The 15477-nt window shown below is 56.7% G+C and carries 14 protein-coding genes; 7 read left to right on the top strand and 7 right to left on the bottom strand.

The window, feature by feature from the left end; all coding sequences use genetic code 11:
- Positions 1-2: 2 nt before the first annotated feature.
- From ABLU95_RS22480 to ABLU95_RS22495, 4 genes are all read left to right on the top strand, one after another.
- Entirely contained in the window at positions 3-1256 is a 1254-nt protein-coding gene (locus ABLU95_RS22480) for an enolase C-terminal domain-like protein (RefSeq protein WP_065883347.1), read from the top strand.
- 663 nt (positions 1257-1919) lie between these two features.
- The gene (locus ABLU95_RS22485; protein WP_348880428.1) at positions 1920-2660 is read left to right on the top strand and encodes an SDR family oxidoreductase; all 741 of its coding nucleotides are present in this window, start codon (positions 1920-1922) and stop codon (positions 2658-2660) included.
- 401 nt (positions 2661-3061) lie between these two features.
- Positions 3062-3628, top strand: coding sequence for an XRE family transcriptional regulator (locus ABLU95_RS22490; protein WP_348880412.1), 567 nt, complete (start codon positions 3062-3064; stop codon positions 3626-3628).
- Positions 3629-4077: 449 nt separating this feature from the next.
- Positions 4078-4440 (top strand): cupin domain-containing protein, encoded by a 363-nt coding sequence (locus tag ABLU95_RS22495; RefSeq protein ID WP_023290697.1) that lies wholly within the window; start codon positions 4078-4080, stop codon positions 4438-4440.
- A gap of 142 nt (positions 4441-4582) precedes the next feature.
- Here the strand turns inward: ABLU95_RS22495 and ABLU95_RS22500 are convergent, their stop codons facing one another.
- Complete coding sequence (locus ABLU95_RS22500) at positions 4583-5383, bottom strand: nucleotidyltransferase domain-containing protein (protein WP_110212163.1); 801 nt, start codon at positions 5381-5383, stop codon at positions 4583-4585.
- A gap of 120 nt (positions 5384-5503) precedes the next feature.
- On the bottom strand, positions 5504-6388 hold the full coding sequence (locus ABLU95_RS22505) for a LysR family transcriptional regulator (RefSeq protein WP_348880413.1): 885 nt from the start codon (positions 6386-6388) through the stop codon (positions 5504-5506).
- A 211-nt stretch (positions 6389-6599) separates the two neighbouring features.
- Between ABLU95_RS22505 and ABLU95_RS22510 the strand changes: the two genes are divergently transcribed.
- On the top strand, positions 6600-7172 hold the full coding sequence (locus ABLU95_RS22510; protein WP_044524415.1) for a flavin reductase: 573 nt from the start codon (positions 6600-6602) through the stop codon (positions 7170-7172).
- Between the two features lie 19 nt (positions 7173-7191).
- Here the strand turns inward: ABLU95_RS22510 and ABLU95_RS22515 are convergent, their stop codons facing one another.
- Positions 7192-7545 (bottom strand): helix-turn-helix domain-containing protein, encoded by a 354-nt coding sequence (locus tag ABLU95_RS22515; RefSeq protein WP_032429203.1) that lies wholly within the window; start codon positions 7543-7545, stop codon positions 7192-7194.
- A gap of 333 nt (positions 7546-7878) precedes the next feature.
- On the opposite strand from ABLU95_RS22515, the gene oqxA reads away from it, so the two are divergent.
- Complete coding sequence (gene oqxA / locus ABLU95_RS22520; RefSeq protein ID WP_023290702.1) at positions 7879-9054, top strand: multidrug efflux RND transporter periplasmic adaptor subunit OqxA; 1176 nt, start codon at positions 7879-7881, stop codon at positions 9052-9054.
- Between the two features lie 23 nt (positions 9055-9077).
- A complete protein-coding gene (gene oqxB / locus ABLU95_RS22525) occupies positions 9078-12230 on the top strand; it encodes a multidrug efflux RND transporter permease subunit OqxB (protein WP_044524417.1) in 3153 nt (1050 codons plus the stop codon).
- Between the two features lie 63 nt (positions 12231-12293).
- On the opposite strand, the gene ABLU95_RS22530 is transcribed toward oqxB, so the two are convergent.
- From ABLU95_RS22530 to ABLU95_RS22545, 4 genes are all read right to left on the bottom strand, one after another.
- Positions 12294-12773 (bottom strand): Rrf2 family transcriptional regulator, encoded by a 480-nt coding sequence (locus ABLU95_RS22530; protein WP_023290703.1) that lies wholly within the window; start codon positions 12771-12773, stop codon positions 12294-12296.
- A 272-nt stretch (positions 12774-13045) separates the two neighbouring features.
- On the bottom strand, positions 13046-13438 hold the full coding sequence (locus ABLU95_RS22535; protein ID WP_050533619.1) for a DUF6379 domain-containing protein: 393 nt from the start codon (positions 13436-13438) through the stop codon (positions 13046-13048).
- A gap of 11 nt (positions 13439-13449) precedes the next feature.
- On the bottom strand, positions 13450-14463 hold the full coding sequence (locus ABLU95_RS22540) for a TIM barrel protein (protein WP_023290705.1): 1014 nt from the start codon (positions 14461-14463) through the stop codon (positions 13450-13452).
- Between the two features lie 20 nt (positions 14464-14483).
- Entirely contained in the window at positions 14484-15257 is a 774-nt protein-coding gene (locus ABLU95_RS22545; protein ID WP_049013850.1) for a TIM barrel protein, read from the bottom strand.
- Positions 15258-15477: the final 220 nt, after the last annotated feature.

Genomic DNA, 15477 nt, shown 5'->3' on the forward strand with positions numbered 1-15477 from the left:
AAGTGAGTAACCTGAAAATCACCAATGTGAAAACGATTCTGACGGCGCCGGGCGGCATTGATTTGGCGGTCGTTAAGATAGAAACCAATGAGCCGGGGCTGTATGGGCTGGGATGCGCGACCTTTACGCAGCGTATCTTCGCGGTAAAAAACGCGATCGATGAGTACATGGCGCCTTTTCTGATTGGCAAAGATCCGACCCGTATTGAGGACATCTGGCAGTCAGGCGCGGTAAGCGGTTACTGGCGCAATGGCCCGATCATGAACAATGCATTGTCCGGCGTGGACATGGCGCTGTGGGATATCAAAGGTAAGCTGGCGGGGATGCCGGTTTATGATCTGCTGGGCGGCAAATGCCGTGATGGGATCCCATTGTACTGTCACACTGACGGTGGCGATGAAGTTGAAGTGGAAGATAACATCCGCGCCAGAATGGAAGAAGGCTACCAGTACGTTCGCTGCCAGATGGGAATGTATGGTGGTGCGGGGACCGATGACCTCAAACTGATCGCCACGCAGCTGGCACGTGCGAAGAACATTCAGCCGAAACGTTCACCGCGCAGCAAAACGCCTGGCATCTACTTTGACCCGGATGCCTACGCCAAAAGCGTTCCGCGTCTGTTCGACCACCTGCGTAACAAGCTCGGTTTTGGCATCGAATTTATTCATGATGTCCATGAGCGCGTCACCCCGGTGGCCGCCATTAACCTTGCAAAGACAGTGGAACAATATCAATTGTTTTATCTCGAAGACCCAGTCGCACCGGAAAATATCGACTGGTTGAAAATGCTGCGCCAGCAGTCTTCCACGCCAATATCCATGGGCGAACTGTTTGTCAATGTTAATGAGTGGAAGCCGCTCATCGACAACAAACTGATCGACTACATTCGTTGTCATGTGAGCACCATCGGCGGTATCACGCCGGCGAAGAAACTCGCTGTCTATAGCGAACTGAACGGCGTGCGTACCGCGTGGCACGGTCCTGGTGATATTTCACCAGTCGGGGTCTGCGCCAATATGCATCTGGATCTGAGTTCACCGAACTTCGGCATTCAGGAATACACGCCCATGAACGACGCGCTGCGTGATGTCTTCCCGGGTTGCCCGGAGATTGACCTCGGCTATGCCTACCTGAACGATAAGCCTGGCTTGGGTATCGACATTGATGAAGCCGAGGCGGCGAAATACCCGTGCGAGGGGGGGATCCCTTCCTGGACAATGGCGCGCACACCTGACGGCACGGCTTCAAGACCGTAAATAATAAAGACCCGGCTTAAATCTGCCGGGTCTTTATTAGAGCTAGCCACTCACAATAATGAGTCCGACGAATCACCATAAAAATCCAACGCATAAATACGCCTTTCCCTATCAATACCGTCACCACTCTTTTTGCGCCTTCCCTTCTAAGCAACCTATAAACATCCCCAACAGAATTGATCTACTCCTGCACTAATTACGCCGCTGCCAGCCCATCGGTGATTACCAGAGTCATCCGATGAAGTCCTAAGAGCCCGCACGGCGCAAGCCCTGCGGGCTTTTTTGTTACCTGTGCGGTCATATTCTCTGTATAAATCTCGAGCATCATCTATGCTTGTTTTGCACTACGATGCCATAACGTAAAAAATCATGGTGCAAAAACATGTCTAACCCATTGAAATCACAAGCCAATTCCGAGTATCGACTACGCAATGGCGACGGTATGGCGTTGTTGATTAAGCCATTCGGCAGATAGATCTGGTATTTCAGATACACTCCCCCGACGCTGAAAAAAGGGCCACCATCAGCATTGGCCCCTACCCCGCTTGGTGCCAAATGCCAACGCTGCAGCCATAATGTCACCATTGGGTGATGAAACAGATGACGACTGATGGTTATCTTCGTCAGGTACGTGCTGGTTCTAAAGACAAAGAAAGGCGAATCATGGGCAGATTTCAAGGTAAACGCATCCTTATCACTGGCGGTACCAGCGGTATGGGATTTGCAGGCGCACTGCGCATTGTTAGTGAGGGCGGCAATGTTGCCATTACGGGCCTCAATGATGAAAGGCTGAAGCGCGCCCGTAGTCTACTGCCTGAATCATCTCTCATTCTGAAGAACGATGCAGCCAGCGAAGCCGATATAAGCGTTCTTCAGGCAGCGATAAGCGGCTGGGGTTTACTCGACGGACTATGGCTTAATGCTGGCTTCGCAGAAGTAGGTGCTCCGGAATCGGTGACAGCAGATGCTTTTAACCGCATGATGAATGCTAACGTCCGCGGCCCGATGCTGCAGCTTGCCGCTCTTTCTGGATCCCTCAATTCAGGCGCATCTGTTCTTGTCACCTCATCTTCATCTGTATATGAAGGTGCGGCAATGACCAGCCTCTATGCAGCAACGAAAGGCGCAGTTGTCGCAATGGTTAAAAGCTGGGCCTCTGCGCTGGCTGTGCGGGGTATTCGCGCCAATACGCTGGTACCGGGTCCGATCGAAACGAACTTTAGACATTTCATGCCGGAAGAGTCGCGTCAGCAATTTGAGGATTTTGTTGTCAGCCAGGTCCCCCTCGGCCGGGCAGGAACCGCGGAAGAAGCCTCTGCTGTCGCACTTTTTCTGCTTTCTGATGACGCATCCTATGTCACCGGCAGTCAGTACGCGGTAGATGGCGGGCTGGTGCATTACTAGATATGGCAACACCGGCATCATTTCCTGATACAGATCCTCAAAGCCCCACTGTAGAAGTGGGGAAAATAACGCCCCTGCTTTCATCAATAAACAATCCGTTACTCCAGAATCATCCATTTTTCGCTTAAAACAGCCCGGCAACAGACGAACGCAACGAACAGATTCAATGTGCAATATCTCCCGTTACCCAGACTGCCCCTTCAAACCGGTGAACACCAAAATGGTTCATTTGAAAGGATAAACGTGGTATTCAGGCATGGCGGGCGCGTGAAGAATCACTGACTGTTGATGCAGCGATGACATATCAGGCCAGCGACAGCAGTGTTATGTCCCTACCGCAATCTCGACTGGGCGGGGCGTTTATTCGGATGAGAAGGACTCACTCGGGGAGAGAGGCAATAATGGCAGATTCACAACGCGATAAACCAGCTGCGTTGTCATTAAATATCGGCAGTAAAATAAGACGACTACGGCAGTCCCGGGGGGTTTCGTTAAACGATCTGTCTAAATTGTCAGGGGTTTCAAAGGGAGCGTTATCCAAGCTGGAATCAGGATCTTCCAGTCCCCGAGTTGATACGCTGGACGCTATCGCCACCGCGTTACGTTTACCGGTCGGCGATTTGCTAAGCGGCAGCAGGATGTATCCCCGCTTTGAAAAATATCGCCCTGTGCCGGGCGAGTATTCGCAAATGATGAAATTCCGCATCGGCCCCGGCAATACCTCCGAGATATGGTTGCTGCAAATGGAACCGCGGGTCACCATCCACAGCCCCGGACATTCAGAGGGGGCGCATGAACATATTCTGGTCCACAGCGGAACTCTGCGCCTGCGCTTGAGCCAGTATGAAGTCATCACCCTGGAGCCCGGGGATTTTTATGCCTTCTCTGCGGAGATTGCGCATACGTACAGCGCAACGGAAACGGCGGTTAGTGCGACGGTGGTGATGACTCACCTCGAGCCCGGTTAACTCCGCCGCGCCATTATCGGACCTGGAGACCTGAGATATGGCGCCGGCGTTTCGGGCATCTGTTCACTTAAAGAAACAAAAACGGTCCGCTGAATGCCTGAGGGAGAATTATTTTAAAAATAAAATTAATTAAATTCAGTCGATTGATTGCGAACTGATAAATATCTTCCCCCGTCATCGGGAAACCCGTTGTTCAGTTTGCCGGTTAACTGTATTGTTATTTCGAACAGCAGAGCTGGCCTGCTTGCGCGGTAATTCCCCACAAAGCAAAGCAGGCGTAATAGTCGGAAAGCTGGCCATAATACGGTCATTTTCCCGATAGCCCTGGCGTCTTATTATTAGCGCTCAATATCGCCTAACCCGGCTGTGCGCCGTGCGGCCCATTGCCTGCTCTTTTTTTATGACGAAATCAACCCACCCGCATTAAATATGTGTGACGGAGAAGATGAATGCGTAAAGTTAATTTAAAAGACAGTTTTGCTCTGTTCAGCGATTACTGGAGCCCGAAAATTGTCGGCGAAATGAATAACGAATATGTCAAACTGGCTAAATTATCCGGAAAATTTGACTGGCATCATCATGAACAGGAGGACGAGCTTTTTCTTGTGGTCAGCGGCCGCTTGCGAATGGGCTTAAGAACAGGCGATATCATTCTTGATGCCGGTGAGTTTATTATTGTGCCGAAAGGAACTGAGCATTGTCCTGAAGCGTTAACCGAAGAGTGCTGCGTCGTTTTACTGGAGCCAAAATCGACCCTGAATACGGGTAATATCGTCAATGAACGTACGGTGCGTGAACTGGATAAACTCTAATCGTCTGGCGGTGCGGAGCAAACCGGGCCAGGGGAAGTTTTAGCGTTACCGGTTACCCGCCCCCCCTCTCAGGATAAGCCCCCCACGACATCTCGCGCCCCCCTTACACACTCCGGCCGCGTCAGCGGCCGGAGGGATAGATTTACTCCTTGTCAGAATAGGCGTCCAGCATGGCAAAGACCGCCCACCGCGCCGCATCGTCTGCAATATTGTCAGGCAGCGCATCAGCCCGCAGATTGACATAAGCGTCGGCAGCCCTTCGGATGGCAATCCCGACAGAGTGACGATCGTGCGTTGCCAGAGTGGAAGTCAGCAGGCCATCGGGATCAATGCCGAGGGCTTCTATTCGGCGAACCCCGCGTTGCGGTAGATTGGCGCGACGGAACAGCATCGGTCCCAGCACTTGTTCGCGGAAGAAGGACAGCATCCCCAGCGCTTCGAAGAGTTCACCCCTGCCCAGTTTAACCCCGGCATAATGCAGCCAGATCCAGGCTCGGGACTCAAACCACTCCGGCGTCATGTTCGGCCAGTGCGCGCTAAATTTTGCCAGCTGGCGCTGGAGAGCATCGCTATCACGGGTAAATAGCACGGCAGGCTCCTCAACGCGCTGAGTGAGCATGTCCAGGGTGATAAATTTGAGATCGACATGCAGAAGTTGCGGGCCAAACAGACAGATCAGCAGCCGAGGCTCGCCGACGTGTTCCCCGGTGAAAGCATGTAGCAGATGGCCGAGGGTTCCGGCGAACGCCATACGCTGAGCCATGATTTCGTCATAATAGAGAGGGTCGACCACCACCACGAAATCGAGATCGGAGTATTGATCAAACCCGCCATGGATAAACGAGCCGCCGGCGAGAAGGGCGAGGATCCGCGGGTCAGACTGTAATTTAAGCTTCAGTTGCTCTGCAAAACTTCTGTGTAAATCGGGGAGCGTATTAAACATCCTTTTTCCTGTTCACAAAAAAGACAAAGCATTACAGAGTATCGAGTGATTGATCGGCAGACCAGATATTTCTGCAGGAGCCCTGCGCTCCCATGCGGGGCTCCCGAAACGATAATCCCCTCAAACCACCTCGCTCATCCACTCAGCAAACGCCCGCACGGCGGGAGAGAGAAAGCGCTGGTGCGGATAGAGCAAAGTGACGGGTACCGGGGGCGGCTGCCAGTCCGCCAGCACTTCCACCAGCCTCCCCTCCCGCAGGTGGTCAGCCACGATATTCTCCGCCAGCTGCGCCAGCCCAAATCCTGCCAGGCACATTTTTATATAAAGCCCCGTTTCATTCACCGCGGCGGTGCCGCTGACGGGTACAGAAAAAGTCTCGCCGTGGCGAAGGAAGCGGAACTCATCGGCCCGCCTCGCCTGGCCGGAGAAATAATGCACGGCCCGATGCTGAGAGAGCGCCTCCGGTGATGGCGGCACGCCATATTCCCTGAGATAGTCCGGTGACCCGCAGGTGACCCAGCGAAAGCGGCCCAGAGGCCGGGCCACCAGGCTGGAGTTGTTCAGCTCTCCCGTGCGTATCACGCAGTCGACGCCTTCCTGAATGAGATCGACCTGCCGATCGCTGACCCCGATCATCAGGTAGATATCAGGGTAACGTCGGTAAAAGTCTTGCAGATGGGGCATGACGATGAAATGCGCGATGCCCGCGGGCATATCAACCCGCAGGCGCCCCTGAGGCCGCGCGACAGACTCGCTCAGGCTGGATTCGCTATGTTCGATGAGGGCGAGAATTTCCCGGCACTGCGCCAGATACTGCATCCCTTCCGGAGTCAGGCTCACCCGCCTTGTGGTCCGGTTCAGCAGTCGCACCTTCAGGTATTTCTCAAGGTTTTTAATGGTACTGGTGACAGTGGAGGCCGGCAGGGAAAGGGTTTCCGCGGCACACACGAAGCTCCCTGCCTCCGCGACGCGCATAAACATCTGCATAGCCTGGATACGATCCACCTTCTTTCTCCCCTGTAGCGAGCAGCCTACCGACAGGCGGCATGATTATTCGTTGATTATGAATAATGAAAACAATTTACGCATCTTTTTGCGCTTAATCGCCTGGCGTATCGTTGCGCTGTGGATATCGCGTGAGGGGCCAAAAATGACCATCCCCTCAATAAATATCCATAGAATGAACACGTTAAATAACACGCATAAAGGAAAAATAATGTCCGTTCAGCCTGTCGAATTACGTAAGGCGTATCGTTTATTGCAGGTCGGGTCCACCACCATGATTTCCGCAAAATATGATGGCGTCGAAAATGTCATGTCAGCCGCCTGGGTTGGGCTGGCAGGCGAGCGAAAAGTGGTGGCCTATATCGGCCCCCAGGCCTTCACTCGTCAGCTGGTGGAAAAGAGCGGCTATTTCGTCGTGCAGATCCCCGTAGTCAGCCAGATGGCAACCGTCCTCTACGCTGGCGGGCGCAGCTATGCCGACGCGCCGGATAAAAACGACACCATCCCCTTCTTTTATCAGCCGGGGTTCGATCTCCCCCTTGTCGCCGGCTGCGCGGGCTGGCTGGTGTGCAAAGTGATGCCTTACCCGGACATCCAGCAACAGCACAATCTGTTTATGGGCGACATCGTCGCCGCCTGGAGCGATGACCGGGTATTCCGCAACGGACACTGGATCTTTGATGATGCGCCGGACGAGCTGCGGACCGTTCACTATGTCGCAGGCGGGCAGTTCTATGCCATCGGCAAAGGCAGCAAATTCGATCATGGACCGGGTAAGGACTGACCCTCCCCGGTCATGAGCATCACTGACGAGATGTCTGCGCGGCAGAGCGGCTGATACTCCGGCGCCAGACGCCGGGCGCCTGGCCAAACTGGCGCTTGAAGCTGCGGTTGAAGGACTGCTGGGAGTCAAAGCCGAGGGCGATCGCCACGTTGAGGATCGGCTCGTTGCTGTGGGCTAAGCGTTCGACCGATTTTTGCAGCTTTTGCGCCCGGATATACTCCCCGAGGGGGTGCCCGGTATGTTCTTTGAAGATCCGCTGCAGGTGCCACTTCGAATAGCCGGCTCGCCGGGCAACGGTATCAATATCCAGACGGCTATCAAGATGGTTGTCGATCCAGTCGATCAGATCCTGAATGATGGCGCCAGTGTTCATCATATTTCCCCCTCGCGGCCGGTTAAAAGCATCTTTAGCAGTTGCATTAAAAGGTGGCCTGGTTTTACACAAAATGCAAGTTTTATTGTTGCATTTAAAACCCTGCCAGGATCGCGCCTTTTTTCTCCGGTGAGGATCGCACATAAAGTGCAACAATTATTCTTGCACTTAGTTAAGCGCCTTCCTACAATCGCCGCGATAGTGTATTCGAAATTGTTACAATTTTGTGGCGATGATCGACACAAATGGCCTTAAGCCAGCCCGGACAAAGGAAGTGGCGCAGCCTCTCAGGCTGCGTCTTGCCCGGCGGCTACAATGACTGGAATAAAAATAATGAGCCTGCAAAAAAACTGGGGAAACATTCACCTGACCGCGCTCGGCGCGATGATGCTCTCCTTTCTGCTCGTCGGCTGCGACGACAGCGTCGCGCAAAACGCCGCGCCGCCCGCGCCGGCCGTCAGCGCCGCTAAGGTGTTGGTGAAGTCGATCAGTCAGTGGGATAGTTTCAACGGTCGCATTGAAGCGGTGGAGAGCGTTCAGCTCCGTCCCCGCGTCTCGGGATATATAGATAAAGTGAATTATACCGACGGCCAGGAGGTGAAAAAGGGCCAGGTGCTGTTCACGATAGACGACAGAACCTATCGCGCCGCGCTGGAGCAGGCGCAGGCGACGCTGGCGAGAGCCAAAACGCAGGCCAGCCTGGCGCAAAGCGAGGCGAACCGCACCGATAAATTAGTTCATACCAACCTCGTCTCCCGTGAAGAGTGGGAGCAGCGCCGGTCAGCCGCGGTACAGGCGCAGGCCGATATTCGCGCCGCGCAGGCGGCGGTGGATGCCGCGCAGCTTAACCTCGACTTCACCAAAGTGACCGCCCCTATCGACGGCCGCGCCAGCCGCGCGCTGATCACCAGCGGCAACCTGGTCACGGCGGGCGACACCGCCAGCGTGCTCACCACCCTGGTCTCGCAGAAGACGGTGTACGTCTACTTTGACGTCGACGAGTCAACCTACCTTCACTACCAAAATCTCGCCCGCCGCGGGCAAGGCGCGTCCAGCGATAATCAGGCGCTCCCGGTGGAGATTGGCCTGGTTGGCGAAGAGGGCTACCCCCATCAGGGCAAAGTGGATTTTCTCGATAATCAGTTAACACCGAGCACCGGCACCATCCGCATGCGCGCCCTGCTGGATAACTCGCAGCGGCTGTTCACGCCGGGTCTGTTTGCCCGCGTGCGTCTGCCGGGCAGCGCGGCGTTCCAGGCTACGCTTATCGACGACAAAGCGGTGCTCACCGATCAGGATCGTAAATATGTCTATATCGTTGATAAAGATGGCAAAGCACAGCGACGTGATATCACGCCGGGGCGGCTGGCCGACGGTTTACGCGTCGTGAAGCAGGGTCTGAAGCCTGGGGATAGCGTCATCGTCGACGGCTTACAAAAAGTGTTTATGCCGGGTATGCCGGTTAACGCCAAAACTGTTGCCATGACCCCCAGCGCCGCCCTCAACTGATCCCTAATCAGAGAATCCAATACATGGACTTTTCCCGCTTTTTTATCGACAGGCCAATTTTCGCCGCGGTGCTGTCGATTTTAATTTTTATCACCGGGTTAATCGCCATCCCGCTGCTGCCGGTGAGCGAATATCCTGACGTCGTGCCCCCCAGCGTGCAGGTGCGCGCGGAGTATCCCGGCGCCAACCCGAAAGTGATTGCCGAGACCGTGGCGACGCCGCTGGAGGAAGCGATCAACGGCGTTGAAAACATGATGTACATGAAATCGGTCGCCGGCTCCGACGGCGTGCTGGTGACCACCGTGACCTTCCGCCCGGGTACCGACCCGGATCAGGCGCAGGTTCAGGTGCAGAACCGGGTCGCGCAGGCGGAGGCGCGTCTGCCGGAGGATGTGCGCCGTCTGGGGATCACCACCCAGAAACAGTCCCCGACGCTGACCCTGGTGGTGCATCTGTTTTCGCCAAACGGTAAGTACGACTCGCTGTATATGCGCAACTACGCCACGCTGAAGGTGAAGGATGAGCTGGCGCGCCTGCCCGGCGTCGGCCAGATCCAGATATTTGGTTCCGGCGAATATGCGATGCGCGTCTGGTTGGATCCCAATAAGGTGGCGGCGCGCGGGCTGACCGCCTCGGACGTGGTCACGGCGATGCAGGAGCAAAACGTCCAGGTCTCCGCCGGGCAGCTTGGCGCCGAGCCGCTGCCGCAGGAGAGCGACTTCCTGATCTCCATTAACGCCCAGGGCCGTCTGCATACCGAAGAAGAGTTTGGCAATATCATTCTGAAAACAGCGCAGGACGGCTCGCTGGTCCGCCTGCGCGACGTGGCGCGCATCGAGATGGGTTCCGGTAGCTATGCGCTGCGCTCCCAGCTCAACAACAAGGACGCGGTCGGGATCGGTATCTTCCAGTCCCCGGGGGCTAACGCCATCGATTTGTCGAACGCCGTGCGCGCCAAAATGGCCGAGCTGGCCACCCGCTTCCCGGAAGATATGAAATGGGCGGCGCCGTACGACCCAACGGTGTTCGTGCGCGACTCCATCCGCGCGGTGGTGCAGACGCTGCTGGAGGCGGTGGTGCTGGTGGTGCTGGTGGTGATCCTGTTCCTGCAGACCTGGCGCGCGTCGATTATCCCGCTGATCGCGGTGCCGGTATCGGTGGTCGGTACCTTCAGCATTCTCTATCTGCTGGGCTTCTCGCTGAATACCCTGAGCCTGTTCGGGCTGGTACTGGCGATTGGTATCGTGGTGGATGACGCCATCGTGGTGGTGGAAAACGTCGAGCGCAATATCGAAGAGGGGCTTGCGCCGCTTGCCGCGGCGCATCAGGCGATGCGAGAGGTCTCCGGGCCGATTATCGCTATTGCGCTGGTGCTGTGCGCGGTGTTCGTGCCGATGGCGTTTCTCTCGGGCGTGACCGGTCAGTTCTACAAGCAGTTTGCGGTGACCATCGCCATCTCCACGGTGATCTCGGCCATCAACTCGCTGACGCTCTCCCCGGCGCTGGCGGCCCTGCTGTTAAAGCCGCACGGCGCGAAAAAAGACCTCCCTACCCGGCTGATCGATCGTCTGTTCGGCTGGATTTTCCGTCCGTTTAACCGCTTTTTCCTGCGCAGTTCGAACGGCTATCAGGGGCTGGTGAGTAAAACCCTCGGCCGCCGTGGCGCGGTGTTTGTGGTGTACCTGCTGCTGCTCTGCGCCGCAGGGGTGATGTTTAAAGTCGTCCCCGGCGGGTTTATTCCCACCCAGGACAAACTGTACCTGATTGGCGGCGTGAAGATGCCGGAAGGTTCGTCGCTGGCGCGCACCGATGCAGTGATCCGCAAAATGAGCGAGATCGGGATGAATACCGAAGGGGTCGATTATGCGGTCGCCTTCCCCGGTCTTAACGCGCTGCAGTTCACCAACACGCCGAATACCGGGACGGTCTTTTTTGGCCTGAAACCGTTCGACCAGCGCAAACACTCGGCGGCGGAAATTAACGCGGAGATCAACGCCAAAATTGCGCAAATCCAGCAGGGATTTGGCTTCTCCATCCTGCCGCCGCCGATTTTAGGATTGGGTCAGGGCTCCGGCTACTCCCTTTACATCCAGGATCGCGGTGGGCTGGGCTATGGCGCGCTGCAAAGCGCGGTGAATGCCATGTCCGGGACGATTATGCAGACGCCGGGGATGCACTTCCCGATCTCGACCTACCAGGCTAACGTGCCGCAGCTGGATGTCCAGGTCGATCGCGATAAGGCGAAAGCGCAGGGGGTATCGCTGACCGATCTGTTCGGCACGCTGCAGACCTATCTCGGCTCGTCTTATGTCAATGACTTTAACCAGTTCGGGCGTACCTGGCGCGTGATGGCCCAGGCTGACGGGCCGTACCGCGAGAGCGTGGAAGATATCGCCAATCTGCGCACCCGCAATAATCAGGGCGAAATGGTGCCGATCGGCAGTATGGTGAATATCAGTACCACCTACGGGCCGGATCCGGTGATCCGCTACAACGGTTATCCGGCGGCGGACCTGATTGGCGATGCCGATCCGCGCGTCCTCTCCTCCTCGCAGGCGATGACGCTGCTGGACGCCATGTCTAAACAGGTGCTGCCGAATGGGATGAATATTGAGTGGACGGATCTGAGCTTCCAGCAGGCCACCCAGGGCAACACGGCGCTGATCGTCTTCCCGGTGGCGGTGCTGCTGGCGTTCCTCGTGCTGGCGGCGCTGTATGAAAGCTGGACCCTGCCGCTGGCGGTGATCCTTATCGTGCCGATGACGATGCTCTCCGCGCTGTTTGGCGTCTGGTTGACCGGGGGCGATAACAACGTCTTCGTGCAGGTGGGGCTGGTGGTCCTGATGGGCCTGGCCTGTAAAAACGCCATTCTGATCGTCGAGTTTGCCCGTGAGCTGGAGATTCAGGGCAAAGGCATCATGGAGGCCGCGCTGGAGGCGTGCCGCCTGCGTCTGCGCCCGATTGTGATGACCTCCATCGCCTTTATCGCCGGGACCATTCCGCTGATCCTCGGCCACGGCGCAGGCGCGGAAGTTCGCGGCGTCACCGGGATCACGGTGTTCTCCGGGATGCTGGGGGTGACGCTGTTCGGTCTGTTCCTGACACCGGTGTTTTACGTGACGCTACGGAAACTGGTGACCCGCAGTAAGCCGGTCGAGGAGGATCTGCCCGCCTAGCCTGCGGCAAATAACAAAAAACCGCCTTCAGCTGAAGGCGGTTTTTTTTCGTCAGGACCAGGATTAATGCGCTTTTTTAAAGCGGGCGATCATTTCCGGTACCGGGTCGCAGCCGCTGGTATCGGCGTTTTTAAGCGCCTCCAGCGCGCTGGCCACGGTATGGCGAGCGAGGACGTTTAGCGAAGCCTGCTCCGCTTCGTCAGCGACCGATTTGAAGTACCAGCAGGCGTTGGCGCTGACCACGCAGCGGGCCGGGACGTCAGGGCGCGACGCCCACAGTTTTTTATCTTCGATAACGGAAAGATAGATATCACGCAGAGTGATTTTGTCCGCCGGGCGGCCAAGATGAATAGAGCCGTTGCGGCCAAGCGTGGAGACAATGATGCCGTCACGGGTGAGCGGAACCATTAATTTGCGGATAAAGCTCGGGTTGGCTTCCAGGCCGTAGGCCAGAATCGCACTCGTCGAACGTTCACCCATCTGCTCCGCCATTGCTACGCTGAGAACCATCTGCAAAGCTGTCGGGAAGCGGTAATCTAACATGGTATTGTCCTGGGTTGCGGTGAATCTTGTTCTTTTTGGCACCGCAGAGGTGAGTAATCAATGAACAACAATATAACAAATACGGGAATTTTTTTGAAGCAATCTGCGGTTAGCCTGCGAAGTAAATTTTCCTATTTCGTCTGCACAGGCGGGCTGGGAAACCGCGCTCTTCCGAAGCGGTTTGACTGGACGGCAATCTCCTCAGCGCTGCCCGGTGGCTGCCCCGTGGTATAGAAATCCGCTGCCATAACGGCAGCGGATCCTGCGGGAGGTTACGCCGTTAACTCCAGCTCGGTTTCAAAGGTGGTCACCGGCACAAACGGCAGATAGGAGATCCGCAGCCTCTCGGCCACCTTCAGGCGATGCCAGCCGGCCGGCAGGCCGCCGGGTTTGAGCACCGTGATGGTCGCCTTTTCACCGAAGTTCCACCGGTCGTCGTAGACGCTCTCCAGCTCGTCGAGCGTCCACTCCCGGCCGCGCAGCGCCAGGCGGATCGCCTGCCGCGGGATGGCTTCGCCGTTGAGGGTCACGGCGATATCTTCCACCATCGATAAACCCAGACCGCGGTAGTAAGGCAGACGGGCCAAAAAGCGCACGCCGATAATTTCCCCGTCGCGGGTGACGTTGCCGAAACCTTCGCGGCAGATAATATGCTGATCAAACATGATAATGCTCCTTACTGACCCAGCAGCGCCGGGGGTGGGGTTTCATCTAACAGGCGACAGAACATCAGCTGCTGGCGGCGGACCTGCTCCAGGCTGTCCACCTCCTGCGCATCTTCCACCCAGCGGTTGCCTTCATACTCGGAGCACACATACCCCTCATAGCCGCCCTTCTGCAGCACGCGGAAGATCTCATCGTAGGGAATTGACCATTCGCTTATCTCGTCGGTCATTTCGTAGAATTTGGCATGAATGTTGTGGATCCGCGGCATAAAATCGAGCATCCGCTTCGGCTCGAACGCCGCGTTGTGGCGCAGCGTTTCCGCCATCGCCAGCTGCGGGCCCGGCCCCCATTTTTGCATCACATCCAGGATCACGTATTCGCTGAGCGTCCGCTCCTCATAGGCTTTCTCGATAAAATCCGCCGCCGCCTGCGGGCAACCGTTACGAATAAAGCGCTCTTTCCACACCCGCGGGAAGCGGGCTAAAAACATCCCCATATCCGGCAGGAAGCCCAGCGCCCGGGTGTTGGCTTTTTCATAGGCTTCGGCATGGCGAATAATCCACGGATGGTCGAAATGCAGCGGGGCGTGCACCTCCAGCAGAATGGTGATCCCTTTGTCTTCCGCATAAGGCGCCGCCGCCACCAGCACCTCCGGCGCCACGGAAACCAGAGAGCGGATAAAGCGCATGCCCAGCCGGGCGGCAAAATCGATGTCGTTTTGCACGCTGCGCACCTGCTCGTCAAACGGCATCGGCCGGTCTTTATAGCGTTTATAGTCGAGCATAAAGTCATGGCACACCGGCACCGTGTCATGGCGCTGCATCAGACGGTGCCAGTCGGCGATCGCCGCCTCCGGCATGCCGCACTCCGGCCAGCCGGCGAAGGTCTGTTCGCCGACGACTTCAATGCCGCGGGCGCCGAACGCCGCGCAGTGACCGATCGCCTGATCGAGGGACATCTTGCCGAGATAGGTCTCATTCTGAAAGCTGTACAGACTGACGCCGCGTTTTATTTTCTGAGTCATAAAAGTACCAGGTAAGTTGGTTAACAGGATAAGCCGGTCGCTTCGCGGGCGCGGGCCACCGAGGCCGCTGCGGGCAGCGACGGTTTATACTCCAGGCCAATGGCCCCGTTGTAGCCCAGGCGTTGCAGCCGGGCGATCACTTCTGGCCACTCGCCGCTGCGCGGATCCGGTTCGTTACGTTCCGGCGCCTGCGCTATCTGCACGTGTCCCACCCGGTGCATTCTGCCGCCGAGCACCTCCTCCATCTCCTCTTCCATCACCAGCGAGTGATAGACGTCAAACAGCAGCTGCAGCCGCGGGCTGTCGACCGCCTCGATAATGTCCAGCGCCAGCCGGGTGTCGTTTAAGAACATCCCCGGATGATCGATGCGGGTGTTGAGCGGCTCCAGCAGCAGAGTGACCCCGGCGGCTTCCGCCAGCGTCGCCGCCTGGCGCAGGATGTGGATCGCCTGCGCCTGCTGTTCGGCGATCGCCACCCCTTCGCGGCTGAAGCCGGAGGCCACCACCAGCGGCGGCGACCCCAGCTGGCGCGAGGCCGCCAGGCTGTCGCTCACTGCCGCCAGAAACTGCTCATGCTCCGCCGGATCCACCAGGCTGCGCCGGGGCTCCACCACGAAGCTCGACAGCCTCACGCCGGTCTCCTCCAGCGCCTGCGCCAGCGCCGTCAGCGGTTTATCACGCCAGAGATGAAACTCAACGTGGCTGAATCCCTGCGCTTTCGCCGCCCGGACCCGATCGCTGAAATCGGGATACTCTTCACGAAACAGCCATTCAATACATGCGGACAAATACATCCGACCCCCTTCTCTACTTGCCAGATCAAAACAAACAAAATTAGAATAAGAATTCTTATTCTGTTTCGGAGCGGCAGTGTGACGCCTTCCCTTCTGGCTTCGCGGTCAACAACAGGATCTGACGCGGCATAACCAGAATGAGTGCTCTAATTCTAATCTCTGGTTGCTATAAATTGTCAATATTATTTAACAAGTTTTTAACCAAATCTGAAGGTACATC

This window comes from Klebsiella sp. GG_Kp146, assembly GCF_040061975.1.
In the GTDB taxonomy this organism is placed as follows: domain Bacteria; phylum Pseudomonadota; class Gammaproteobacteria; order Enterobacterales; family Enterobacteriaceae; genus Klebsiella; species Klebsiella quasipneumoniae.